This is a genomic window from Maricaulis parjimensis (assembly GCF_016817355.1).
Lineage (GTDB): Bacteria > Pseudomonadota > Alphaproteobacteria > Caulobacterales > Maricaulaceae > Maricaulis > Maricaulis parjimensis.
Genome location: NZ_JADOTT010000005.1, coordinates 123,125 through 134,928, shown reverse-complemented (window position 1 = coordinate 134,928; position 11,804 = coordinate 123,125). Strand labels below are relative to the sequence as shown.

General features: G+C 63.7%; 14 protein-coding genes. 6 read left to right on the top strand and 8 right to left on the bottom strand.

Translation table 11 applies throughout. The annotated features are described in order from the left end of the window. Positions 1–41: 41 nt before the first annotated feature. The 4 genes from I0K07_RS10120 to petA form a co-directional block, all read right to left on the bottom strand. Positions 42–914 (bottom strand): S-methyl-5'-thioadenosine phosphorylase, encoded by an 873-nt coding sequence (locus I0K07_RS10120; protein WP_203292982.1) that lies wholly within the window; start codon positions 912–914, stop codon positions 42–44. Between the two features lie 74 nt (positions 915–988). Then, positions 989–1,786, bottom strand: a complete 798-nt coding sequence (locus tag I0K07_RS10115; RefSeq protein ID WP_238934756.1) for a cytochrome c1 — start codon at positions 1,784–1,786, stop codon at positions 989–991. A 15-nt stretch (positions 1,787–1,801) separates the two neighbouring features. Next, entirely contained in the window at positions 1,802–3,076 is a 1,275-nt protein-coding gene (locus I0K07_RS10110; RefSeq protein WP_203292980.1) for a cytochrome b, read from the bottom strand. Then, positions 3,073–3,726 (bottom strand): ubiquinol-cytochrome c reductase iron-sulfur subunit, encoded by a 654-nt coding sequence (gene petA, locus I0K07_RS10105; protein ID WP_203292979.1) that lies wholly within the window; start codon positions 3,724–3,726, stop codon positions 3,073–3,075. Before petA ends, I0K07_RS10110 begins: the two co-directional genes overlap by 4 nt. A gap of 187 nt (positions 3,727–3,913) precedes the next feature. Between petA and I0K07_RS10100 the strand changes: the two genes are divergently transcribed. The 4 genes from I0K07_RS10100 to I0K07_RS10085 all read left to right on the top strand — a co-directional run bounded on the left by I0K07_RS10100 (position 3,914) and on the right by I0K07_RS10085 (position 6,993). Beyond that, the gene (locus tag I0K07_RS10100) at positions 3,914–4,369 is read left to right on the top strand and encodes a tRNA (cytidine(34)-2'-O)-methyltransferase (RefSeq protein ID WP_203292977.1); all 456 of its coding nucleotides are present in this window, start codon (positions 3,914–3,916) and stop codon (positions 4,367–4,369) included. Between the two features lie 50 nt (positions 4,370–4,419). Then, positions 4,420–5,319 carry an oxygen-dependent coproporphyrinogen oxidase gene (gene hemF, locus I0K07_RS10095; RefSeq protein WP_203292975.1) on the top strand — a complete coding sequence of 300 codons (900 nt, stop codon included), beginning with the start codon at positions 4,420–4,422 and terminating at the stop codon, positions 5,317–5,319. A gap of 84 nt (positions 5,320–5,403) precedes the next feature. After that, positions 5,404–6,228 carry an AraC family ligand binding domain-containing protein gene (locus I0K07_RS10090; protein ID WP_203292973.1) on the top strand — a complete coding sequence of 275 codons (825 nt, stop codon included), beginning with the start codon at positions 5,404–5,406 and terminating at the stop codon, positions 6,226–6,228. A gap of 33 nt (positions 6,229–6,261) precedes the next feature. Next, complete coding sequence (locus I0K07_RS10085; protein ID WP_203292971.1) at positions 6,262–6,993, top strand: CPBP family intramembrane glutamic endopeptidase; 732 nt, start codon at positions 6,262–6,264, stop codon at positions 6,991–6,993. Positions 6,994–7,069: 76 nt separating this feature from the next. Here I0K07_RS10085 and I0K07_RS10080 read toward each other — a convergent pair whose 3' ends face one another. The 4 genes from I0K07_RS10080 to I0K07_RS10065 are packed head-to-tail and all read right to left on the bottom strand — an operon-like array spanning position 7,070 to position 9,817. Continuing rightward, positions 7,070–8,326 carry a CCA tRNA nucleotidyltransferase gene (locus I0K07_RS10080; RefSeq protein WP_203292969.1) on the bottom strand — a complete coding sequence of 419 codons (1,257 nt, stop codon included), beginning with the start codon at positions 8,324–8,326 and terminating at the stop codon, positions 7,070–7,072. Next, the gene (locus tag I0K07_RS10075; protein WP_203292967.1) at positions 8,323–8,634 is read right to left on the bottom strand and encodes a DUF6111 family protein; all 312 of its coding nucleotides are present in this window, start codon (positions 8,632–8,634) and stop codon (positions 8,323–8,325) included. The genes I0K07_RS10080 and I0K07_RS10075 overlap by 4 nt, the downstream gene beginning before the upstream one ends. Positions 8,635–8,637: 3 nt before the next feature. Next, a complete protein-coding gene (locus I0K07_RS10070; RefSeq protein ID WP_203292965.1) occupies positions 8,638–9,255 on the bottom strand; it encodes an NUDIX hydrolase in 618 nt (205 codons plus the stop codon). Next, positions 9,242–9,817 carry a DUF1285 domain-containing protein gene (locus tag I0K07_RS10065; RefSeq protein WP_238934754.1) on the bottom strand — a complete coding sequence of 192 codons (576 nt, stop codon included), beginning with the start codon at positions 9,815–9,817 and terminating at the stop codon, positions 9,242–9,244. Before I0K07_RS10065 ends, I0K07_RS10070 begins: the two co-directional genes overlap by 14 nt. An 84-nt stretch (positions 9,818–9,901) precedes the next feature. Between I0K07_RS10065 and I0K07_RS10060 the strand changes: the two genes are divergently transcribed. Together I0K07_RS10060 and I0K07_RS10055 are read left to right on the top strand one after the other, a co-directional pair. Next, positions 9,902–10,900: an AAA family ATPase gene (locus tag I0K07_RS10060; RefSeq protein WP_203292963.1), complete on the top strand. Its 999-nt coding sequence runs from the start codon at positions 9,902–9,904 to the stop codon at positions 10,898–10,900. A gap of 3 nt (positions 10,901–10,903) precedes the next feature. Then, on the top strand, positions 10,904–11,800 hold the full coding sequence (locus I0K07_RS10055; protein WP_203292961.1) for a DUF58 domain-containing protein: 897 nt from the start codon (positions 10,904–10,906) through the stop codon (positions 11,798–11,800). The last annotated feature ends 4 nt before the right edge of the window (positions 11,801–11,804 follow it).

The window sequence follows — 11,804 nt, the reverse complement described above, 5'->3', positions numbered from 1 at the left end:
CCGCCACTCTAGGTCCGGCAGGCGGGGTCCGTCCAGTCGCGTCAGAGAACGCGCCCGGCAACCACCATGAGGTCGGAGAGGATTTTCGGATCCCGGGCGGAGGGCGGGGTGATGATCGCCGTGTCCAGGACGGTCTCGATCCCGTCCGGTGACGGGGTGCGGTCCTGGCCGGACAGGCTGCCCGTCATCCGGAGCAGCAGCGCCTTGGCCTTCACCGTATTGCCCTGCATGACCTTGAGAACTTCGGCAACGTCGACTTCACCGGCCTCGTCATACCAGCAGTCATAATCGGTCACCATGGCGATGGCGGCATAGGGCAGCTCGGCCTCGCGGGCGAGCCGGGCTTCGGGCATGTTGGTCATACCGATCACATCCATCCCCCATTGCCGGTAGAGCTCGCTCTCGGCGCGGGTGGAGAATTGCGGGCCTTCCATGACGAGATAGGTGCCACCGCGTTGGGTGGGAATGCCTTCAGCCTCCGCCGCATCGGCCGCCAGTCCGCTCAGACGCGCACAGACGGGCCGGGCGAGCGGCACATGGGCCACACAGCCCGGGCCGAAGAAGGTGCGCTCACGCGCCACTGTGCGGTCGACATACTGGTCCACCATGACGAAATGGCCGGGCGCCAGATGCTCACGCAGGGAGCCACATGCCGAGATCGAAAGAATGTCGGTGCAGCCCGCCATTTTCAGGGCCGCGATATTGGCGCGGAAAGGGATGTCCGTCGGCGGGATGGCATGGCCGGGTCCGTGGCGCGGCAGGAAGACGAGGTCCACCCCGTTGAGCCGTCCATGGGTCAGCGGCGCGGAGGGTGATCCCCAGGGCGTTGTCACGCCTTGCGCGCGGACATCCTCCAGCCCGTCCAGCGCATAGAGGCCGGAGCCACCGATAATGCCGAGTTTCCAGGTCGTCATCTTGGTCCCCTTGCGAAAAGGGCCGCGAACGTTCCCGCTCGCGGCCCTTCTCAAATCGGTTCGGGCTTCAGGCCCTAGTGCTTCACATTCGCCCAGACCTGGCGGTAGGCCAGATAGACCAGGATCGCGAAGATGAAGAGGTAGATCAGCACCATGAGGCCCATTTGCTTGCGGGCTTCCATGTGCGGGTCACCGGCCCAGGTCAGGAAGGTGACGACATCCTCCGCCATCTGCTCAACGGTCGCTTCGGTACCGTCGGCATAGGTCACAATGCCTTCCGAGAGCGGCGGAGCCATGGCGATGGCGCCCCCTTCGAAATAGGCATTGTAGTACTGGCCCGGCGACAGGTGAGCGTCATGCGGCGCTTCCTCATAGCCCAGCAGAAGCGAGCGGATGTAGTCGGCACCGCCACCGCGGGCCTTCACGATCAGGGACAGGTCCGGCGGGTAGGCCCCACCATTGGACGCACGCGCCTGCTGCTCGTTCGCGAACGGTGCCACGAAAGCGTCGGACGGCAGGCCGGGACGCATGAACATGTCACCATCTTCATTCGGACCGTCCTCGACCTGATAGCCGGCAGCGATCTGCATCACCACGAGGTTGTCGTTCGGGTTCGGGAAGTCTTCCGACTCGAACGGGCCACCGCGCTGACCCAGATTGCGGAAACGCATCAGGTTCATCGAGTGACAGGAGGCGCAGACTTCCTGGTAGACCTGGAAGCCGCGCTGGACCGCATGGTCGTCATAGACGCCGAACGGACCGGCGTGATGCCATTCATGCTTTTCCGGCGCGTGGGCATCGCCCTCAAGCGCCGAAGCGCCGGCGGACAGACCAAGAGCCAGAGCGGCAGCGGCGAAAATACGGGTCATCATGATCTCGTCGCTCCCTTAGGACTTGTCATTGCCGAGGACAGACGCCTCGATCGATGCCGGACGATCCTTCGGCTTCTCGATGATGCCGAGCAGCGGCAGGATCACCACGAAGTAGGCGAAGTAGTACAGCGTCAGGAACTGCGCCAGGTACACGAATTTGAAGCCCAGCAGCGGCACCGGATCATCCGGGTTCTTCGCACCACACCAGCCCAGACCAAGGGCGGCGATGACGAAGAAGATGAAGAACCAGCGCGTCAGCGGACGGTACCGCATGGAGCGAACCTTGGACGTGTCCAGCCAGGGCAGGACGAACAGGATCGCAATGGCACCGAACATGGCCAGCACGCCGCCCAGCTTGGCGTCGATCGGGCCGATGTCGAAGGTGACAGCGCGCAGGATCGCGTAGAAGGGCAGGAAGTACCATTCAGGCACGATGTGGGCCGGCGTCGAGAGCGGGTTCGCCTCGATATAGTTGTCGGCATGGCCCAGCACACCCGGCATGTAGAAGACGAAGGTGGCGAAAACCATCAGGTAGACGATGATCGCGAAGCCGTCCTTCACCGTGTAGTACGGGTGGAAGGGCAGAGCGTCTTTCTTCGGGTCCTTGATTTCCAGACCGGCCGGATTGCCATTGCCCGGCACGTGCAGCGCCCAGATGTGCAGGCCGACAACGCCGGCGATCACGAAGGGCAGCAGGTAGTGCAGGGAGAAGAAGCGGTTCAGCGTGGCCTGGCCAACGGAGAAACCACCCCACAGCCATTCCCGGATCGCATCGCCGATGAAGGGCAGTGCGCCGATCAAATTGGTGATCACCATGGCGCCCCAATAGGACATCTGGCCCCACGGCAGCACATAGCCCATGAAGGCCGTGGCCATCATCAGCAGGTAGATCACGACACCGAGGATCCAGAGGATCTCGCGCGGTGCCTTGTAGGATCCGTAATATAGACCCCGGAACATGTGCAGGTAGACGGCGACGAAGAAGAAGCTCGCGCCATTGGCGTGCATGGACTGGATGAGCCAGCCGAAGGGCACGTCGCGGGTGATGCGCTGGACGCTCTCGAAGGCATAATCTTCGTGCGCGACATAGTGCATCGCCAGAACGATACCGGAGATGATCTGGATCATCAGGAAGACGGCGAGGATCCCGCCGAACGTCCACCAGTAGTTCAGGTTCCGCGGCGTCGGGAAGTCGACGAAGCTGTCATAGCCCAGCCGGATGATCGGAAGTCGGCTGTCGAGCCACTTCTCGATGCCGGTGGACGGCTTGTAGGTCGAGGGTCCGCTCATGCCACTGCTCCCGAAGCGTCAGTTTCTTGCCAGCCGGAGGAGGCGGCTTCTTCAGGCGACAGGCCGATCTTGACGATCGTGCTCTCTTCGCCGCCTTCGAAATAGTAATCCGGGACCGGCAGGTTTTCCGGAGCCGGGCCACGGCGGATACGACCGGACGTGTCGTAGTGCGAACCGTGGCACGGGCAGTACCAGCCGTCATAATCGCCGGTATTGGAACCCGGACCCAGCGGCACGCAGCCGAGGTGGGTACAATTGCCTTTGACGATCAGGATTTCCGGGCGCAGCACGCGGTTGGCATCAACCGCCGGCGCCGATGTCGCCAGATTGTCGTTTCGGGCCAGATCATCCGGCAGGCTGTTCAGGCCTGCCTCACGGGCTTCCGCGATCTCGGCTTCGGTACGGCGACGGACGAAGACCGGACCACCACGCCACATCACAGTGACGGAGGCCCCTTCCTCAACCTGCGCAGTATCGAAACGGATGGAGCCCAGAGCCAGCGTATCCGCTGCCGGGTTCATCTGATCGATAAACGGCCAAGCCACGAGACCGCCACCGACAGCGGCCGCGCCGCCAGCAGCGATATAGATGAAGTCGCGGCGGGTTGGTTCTTCACCCTGTCCGCCGGGCGCGCCGTTCTCTTCCGTCACGAGCCGACCTCTTCTCTTATCATCTACGGGTCCGCGGGATGCGTCCCCTGCCCCAGAAATCACGTCAAACTTGACGAGCCCGCCAACGCGGGGTTTGACGCGGTATAAACTACTCCCGGACGCACTGGCCAGTAGGCGGCGCAATGCCGCATGCACATGGACACGTCCGGACTGTGCGCGGATTAGAATGCGGATCGTATTTTTTCAACCAGATATTCCGCAAAACCTCGGGGCGTCGATGCGGATCGCGACCTGTTTCGGGGCGGGTCTGGACATTATCGAGCCCTGCGGTTTTCCCCTGACAGACAAGGGGATTCGTCGCGCTGCGATGGATTATTCCGCCTCGATTTCCCCGGTGCGCCATGCCTCGTGGACGTCTTACACACAAAGCGCTGAGGCCGCTTCCGGCCGGCTCGTCCTGTTCACGACAAAGGGCGCAACAGACCTGTGGGAATTTTCTTTCCAACCGGGCGACCGGCTGCTTTTCGGACGCGAAAGTGCCGGTGTTCCCGACGATGTGCATAACGCGGCGGATTGTCGCGTCCGGATTCCGATTCGCCCGGAGACCCGCTCCCTCAATGTCTCGGTCAGCGGGGGAATCGCTCTCGCCGAAATGACGCGGCAATTGGGTCTGGGCGGCTGAACCCGCCTTCCCACTTGCCCTCGCCCCGCGCTTCGCTAAACAACATCGCCATGACGACTTCATCCAAACCCGCCGCCGCAGGCTCTGACCTGCAATGCCAGTCCGCCCAGGCCTGGTTCGAGGATCTGCGCGACCAGATCTGTGCCGAATTCGAAGCGCTGGAAGCCGAGGCCCCCGCCCATCTCTATGGCGGTGAGCCGGGCAAATTCACCTTCGAGGACTGGAAACGGGGTGACGGGTCCAAGGATGAAGGCGGCGGCACGATGGGGCTGATGAAGGGCCGCTTGTTCGAGAAGGTTGGTGTCCACGTCTCGGCGGTGAAGGGTGAGTTCTCCGAACAATTCCGCAAGCAGATCCCCGGGGCCGCCGAAGATCCGCGCTTCGTTGCCACCGGGATTTCCCTGATTGCCCACATGTGGAACCCGCATGTCCCGGCCGTTCACATGAATACGCGCTTCATCACCACGACCCAGTGGTGGTTCGGAGGCGGGATGGACCTGACGCCCGTGCTCGACCGGGCCCGCACCCAGGATCATCCCGATGCGAAGGATTTCCACGCCGCCTGCAAAACGGTGTGCGACCAGCATGGCAAGGATTTCCACGCCCGGTTCAAGGCCTGGTGTGACGAGTATTTCTACCTGCCCCACCGCGACGAGCCGCGCGGCATTGGCGGGATTTTCTACGACCGCCACAATACCGGCGAGTGGGATACGGATTTCGCCTTCACCCGCGATGTCGGCCTGGCTTTCCTGAAAACCTATCCCATGCTGGTCCGCCGCCGCATGGGCGAGACCTGGACGCCGGAGGACCGTGAGGAACAACTCGTGCGCCGCGGCCGCTATGCCGAGTTCAACCTCCTCTATGACCGCGGCACGAAATTCGGTCTGGAGACCGGCGGGAATGTGAAATCCATCCTGTCCTCCATGCCGCCCGAGGCGAAGTGGCCCTAGGCGGGACTGCACGGAACAGCATCCCGATTGCATCCAAACACGGTCTGCCGATCATCTAAGCTGCTCACAGCGAATGGATGAGACGTGCCCGAGCCGACCGAAACCCTGCCGACCGACCGCCCCTTCCAGCGTTTCCGCGCGGAACTGGTCGATACGGCCTTTGCGCCGCACCGGCATGACACCTACACGCTGGCGCTGACGCTGCATGGCGTACAGAGCTTTGATTATCGCGGTGAGACACGCCATTCGCAGCCGGGCGGCGTTGTCGTCCTGCATCCGGACGAGCTGCATGACGGACGGCCGGGCACGGAAGACGGGTTCGGCTACCTGGCCGTGACCCTGCGTCCGGACTGGCTGGTCAAACTGCGCCCGGGACAGGGCCTGCCCTTCCTGCCAGGCGGGATCAGCCGCGACGCGGACCTGGTCCGCGCCGTGAAGACACTGCACGCCCTGCCGGACACCGCCTCCGCGCTGGAAACCGAAACCGCCCTGATCGACCTCGCCCAGGCGCTGGATGCCTTGTGCGACGCGCCGGCCCCGGTGCAGCGCTTTGTCCGCGAACAGGTCGATCTCGCCTGCACGCTGATCGAGGACCATCTGGAAGACGGGATTTCCCTGGCCAGGCTGGAACAGGAGACCGGACTGGATCGCTGGCAATTATGTCGTGGCTTCCGGGCCGTGCGCGGCACCTCGCCGGGCCGCTATCTCACCCTGCGCCGTCTGGACCGGGTGCGGGCTGGCGTGCTGTCGGGCGACCGGCTGGCCGATGCCGCCATGGATGCCGGTTTTGCCGACCAGGCCCACATGACGCGCCAGTTCAAGGCCGCCTATGGCATCTCGCCGGGCCAATGGCGCCGCACGATCATTCAAGACCCGACGGGCCGCCTGGATCAGACTGTCCTTCACTGATCGCGCCGCGCGCGCCTTGAAGGACAAAAAGACATGATTGCTGCCTCCCCCGCCCAGACCGCGCCCGTCCAGCCCGGACGACTCGGCCTGATTCTCGAGATCGCCCTGGTAATGGGCGTGCTGATCTCGACCAAGCTCATCTTCGACCAGGTCGCCTGGAAATATGCCGGACCGATCTCCCTCGCCTTCACCCTGGCGACGATCGGCGTGATCACCTGTTTGCGGAAAGAAAGCTGGTCCAGCTTCGGCCTGCGCCGCCTGCGCCGCTGGTGGTCCTTCCCGCTGATCCTGCCCCAGGGCCTGCTGGCGACAATCGCCATTATCGGCATCGGGGCCGGCACCGCCTATCTGGGCGATTTCCTGGGCTTCTGGTCGGTTGAGGGGGATGCCGAGGGCGTGGAAGCGCGCTGGGGCAATATCCAGGGCAATCTGCCCGTCTATCTCACCTGGCTGGCGATTGCCTGGACGAGTGCCGCCTTTGGCGAAGAAATCTTCTTCCGCGGTTATCTGATCGACCGGGTCGGCAAGCTCCTGCCGGACGCCCGCTGGGCCAGCTTCGTCTCGATCCTGATCCCGGCCCTCATCTTCGGTATCGCCCATGCCTATTATCAGGGTATCCAGGGCCTCTTTACGACCGGCATGATCGGCCTGGCCTTGGGTGCGCTCTACCTGCTCAACAAGCGCAATCTCTGGCCGAACATCCTGGCCCACGGCATCGTCGACACGCTGGCCTTCACGGCGATGTATCTGAACCTGGACATCTGACGACACGCCAGCAGCCAGACACAAAAAACCCCGGCTCAAGAGCCGGGGTTTTTCTGTGGATTGAACCGCCTGTTTTTCAGTGCTGGCTCAGCTTGGCAAGGAGCTCTTCCTTGGTCGGCTCGAAGCGCTCGGCAATCCAGTGCGCTTTCAGCTCGTCCATGGCATCGCCCAGCATCGGGCCCGGTTCGTAACCCAGAAGGATGAGATCGCCACCCTTCACCGGGAAGTCCGGCTCTTTCCATTCGCGGGCAAACTTGGCCAGCAGGGTCCAGTCACGCGGCGGCGGGGCGACTTCCCCGGCGGCCTGCAGGCGGACCTGGTCTTCAAAGGCACGGGCCCCCAGCGTCATCAGCGCACGCTCGGCGGCGGCGAGATCGGAGAAGGCTTCGGTGACATCTTCACGGGCCGACGGGTCAACAGCACCCGAAAGCCGGCGCGCTTCGGCATTCGACATTCTCAGCTTGGCTGCCATGGTCTTGATCCTTTCCGGTCCGCCATCGGCAAGCGCCGCAAACCGCAAAAGCGAATCGGGCGCTAAACCGTATTCTACATCTTGGGCAATGATACCGGTCAGGACTCTTAAGGATCCGTTCACTCCGAGAATTCGCGTCAGGATTCCCGCCTCGGACATCACGGCAATCACGGCACCCGGGTCGGGGGCGGCGAGCAGTTTCTTGAACTCGGACCAGACCCGTTCTGCCGAAAGATTATCCAAGCCTTCCTGAAGCTTGGCGGCAGCTTCAAGCCCGGCAACATCCAGCGAACCGGACCCGTACCAGGCTTCAAAACGGAAGAAGCGGAGGATGCGCAGATAATCTTCACGGATGCGGTTTTCTGCAGATCCGACGAAAACGAAGCGCCGGTTTTCCACATCTTTGAGACCGCCGGTCGGGTCGAGAATCACGCCGTCGGCATCCGCATAGAGCGCGTTGAGACGAAAATCCCGGCGCTGGGCATCCTCCGCCCAGTCCTTCGTGAAGGCGACCACGGCGCGGCGACCATCCGTCTCCACATCCCGGCGCAAGGTGGTGACTTCGAAGGGCTCCCCATCGCAGACAATGGTGATGGTGCCATGCGCCTTGCCCGTGGGCACCGGCCTGAGACCGGCAGCCCGGGCCGCAGCGATCGTTTCATCGGGGAGGAGCTGGGTGGCGATATCGACATCGGCGACCGGTTTTCCCAGCAGCGCATTGCGTACGCAGCCGCCGACAAACCGGCTGCCCCCCGGACAGGCCGCCTCAAGCGCGGCCATCACGCGGCGCGTGGCCGGGGCGCTCATCCAGTCATGGTCTGCGGGATCGAGGCGGTGCGGAACCGACGCTGCTGTGCTCATTGCGGCTCGTCATCCACCGGGCTGTCATCATCATCCGGCTCATCTTCGGGCACGAAATGCCCCGGCACGACACGGCCGTTTTCCAGGCGCGGCGGCACGTACTGGTCCCCGGCATGACCGCCGCGGACACTTTCCAGCACAACCATGATGATCAGCACCAGGATCGCCAGCAGGGCTCCCGCCAGACCCAGTTTCAGGGCCGGTGTCGCCGTTAGTTTCACATCCGCCCGGGTCTGCCACCGCCAAACGAAGAACAGCAGGAAGGGCACCAGGAAGGAGGCGATTTCGATCAGTGTGATACGAACCATGATCTATCCATATAGCCTGTCGTGCAGGGATTTCAGCATGCCGGCGGTGGCGCCCCAGATATAGCGGTCCTGCCAGGGCATGGCGTAATAGTGACGCATCACGCCCTGCCATTCACGGGCATGTTTCTGGTGATTGCCCGGATCCATCAGAAAGGCAAAGGGCGTTTCGAACACATCCGCCACTTCACTGGGGTCGGGCCGAACCGTGTAACCGGGACGAAGCACGCCCACGAAGGGTGTGATGTGGAATCCTGTGCCGGTCCGGTACCCGTCGAAACGCCCGATCAGTTCGACATGGGTCGCGCTGATCCCGACTTCCTCTTCCAGTTCACGCACGGCCGCCTCCGCCGGGCTTTCCCCGCCCGGATCGATACTGCCACCGGGGAAGGATATCTGTCCGGGATGTTTGGGCAGGTGCGCGGCGCGCTCGGTCAGCAAAAGGCGTGGTGCTCCCGCATGCAGGATCAAAGGAGCCAGCACAGCCGCCTGCCGCAACTCCCCCTGCGGCGTGGGGAAACCGCCATTGAGATCGCCATCACTGCGTGCCGGAGGCTCCAGCGGTGCATCAATCGGGTCGAGACGGGATTTAAGCCGTTCGATCAGAGCGTCAGCTGTCTCCATCGACGCCCCCCAGCGGATAGAATTCGCCCCCGCTCCAGACTCCCATCACCCCATCCTTCTCCTCGGCCAGTTCGGCAAGTTCATAGAAGACGGGGCGGGCCATCAGCGCATCCAGACGCCCGCGCACCCGGACAAGCGGGGTCGGTTCGCCGGTTTCTGCATCAAATTGCACATCGATCGGATGCTCCGGTCCAGCCTCGGCGAGATCCCCCATATTGGTCGTGAAAACCAGGGATTGCTCCCGTCCGGAACCGACCGCATCCACCCGTGTGGCAATGAAAGGCGCGGTTTCCACCGTGATGCCGATCTTCTCGACCGGGGTGACGAGATAGGTCTGCCCGTCCTCGTCCTTGCGCAGGATGGTGGAAAAAAGCCTTACAAGACGGTCACGTGTAATCCGCGTGCCTTCATGCCACCAAGTTCCATCGCGCTTGATGACCATGTCCATCTCGCCGCAATACTCCGGATGCCAGCGCTCGACCGGCGGCAGGCCGTCCCCCGCTTCGCGGGCGGCCTTGAGCAGGGACTGCATCGGATCACGTGTTGTAGCGGTGGAAGGCATGGACAGCTTTCATGTGCGACGCCATGCTCGTTTTGAGCATTATGGCCTATAGATCATGTCTGTATCGCAAGGGAATGTAGGACGATGACCGACACGAATGAACCCGGGGCGGAGCTTATTGCAGAAGCCGATGCCGCAACCGAGCGACTGAAAGCGGTCAAGGAGTCCATTGGACGCGTCATTTTCGGCCTCGAGGACGAGATCGAATTGTGCCTCGCGGCCATCCTGGCAGGCGGTCACACCCTGCTGGTCGGCGCGCCGGGCCTGGCCAAGACCCGCCTGGTTCAGACGATCGCCATCGCGACCGGCCTCGACACCAAGCGCATCCAGTTCACGCCGGACCTGATGCCGGCCGATATCCTCGGTTCCGAAATCCTCGAGGAAAGCGATGACGGCAAGCGTCATTTCCGCTTCCTGCCGGGCCCGATCTTCTGTCGCCTCCTGATGGCTGACGAGATCAACCGCGCCAGCCCGCGTACCCAGGCGGCCCTGCTGCAGGCCATGCAGGAACACCATGTCACCGTCGCCGGTGAACGCCACGACCTGCCCCAGCCCTTCCACGTCCTGGCCACCCAGAACCCGGTGGAGCAGGAAGGCACGTATCCGCTGCCGGAAGCCCAGCTCGACCGTTTCCTGCTGCGCGTGGACATTCCCTACCCGTCGCGCGACGCCGAACGCGCCGTCTTGATGGCAACGACCGGCGCCGAAAGCCAGGACGCCGTCGAAGTGCTCAGCCCGGACGAAATCCTGAAATTGCAATCCCTGGTGCGCCGCATGCCGGTCGGTGAGCGCGTGCTGGATGCCATTCTCGACTTGCTACGCCTGGCGCGTCCGGATGATTCGGATGTGGAAGCCGTGCGCGAAGGTGTTTCCTGGGGTCCCGGCCCGCGTGCCGGCCAGGCCCTGATGCTGGCCTGCCGCGCCCGTGCCCTGCTGCGCGGCCGCCTCGCCCCGTCCACCGAGGATGTGGCGGCGCTGGCCGAACCAGTCCTGAAACACCGCATGGCCCTGTCCTTCGCCGCACGCGCCGACGGACACACGCTGGAAGGCCTGATCAAATCGCTGGCTGACCGGGCGGCCTGATCCATGTCCCAGGGCACGGATCGTCATACCGAGGCCCGGGTCGTTGCACTTCGCCATGAGGGCGAGGATGCCGCGGCACGCCTGCCCTCCCTGCTCGCGGAGGCGGATCGCATTGCCGCGACCGTCGCCCAAGGTGTGCATGGCCGCCGGCGCTCCGGTATCGGTGAGACCTTCTGGCAATATCGCCATCACCGTCCCGAAGACGGCCGTGCCGCGGTCGACTGGCGTCAATCCGCCAAGACCGACCAACTCTTTGTGCGTCAAAATGAATGGGAAGCTGCCAATACGGTTTCCCTCTGGCGCGATGGCTCGCCCTCCATGCAATTTGCCTCCAGCCGCAATCTGGCCAGCAAGGCGGATCGCGCCGCGGTCTGCCTGATCGCTGTCGCAGCCCTGCTGACCCAGGGCGGAGAGCGCGTGTCCGTACTCGGCGAAAGCGCGATTGCCCGTACCGGCGCACTCGGCCTGGAACGCGTCTCGCGCCGCCTGGTCACCGGACCTGGCGCTGCAAGTTCCGTGGAAGCCCCGCATGTGGCGCGCTTCTCCCGCATCGTGCTCGCCAGCGACTTCCTGGACCCGCCGGAAACCTGGCAGGCGCGCCTGTCCCGCTTTGCAGCGATGGAAGCCAATGGTGTCCTGCTGCGGATTGTCGATCCGGCGGAAGAGGACTTCCCCTATTCCGGCCGCACCCGGTTTGAAGCCCCGGGGTCCGGCGAGACGCTGCTGTTCGGCCGCGCCGAAGAGGCGCGCAAGGCCTATCGCGCGCGCTGGCAGGAACAGGGGGAACGCCTGACCGCCCTGGCCCGCCAGTTCGGCTGGACGCTGATCACCCACCGGACGGACCGGCCGGCCACCAGCGCCGTGCTGAGCCTTTATCGAACCCTGGCACAGGACGTCTGACCGG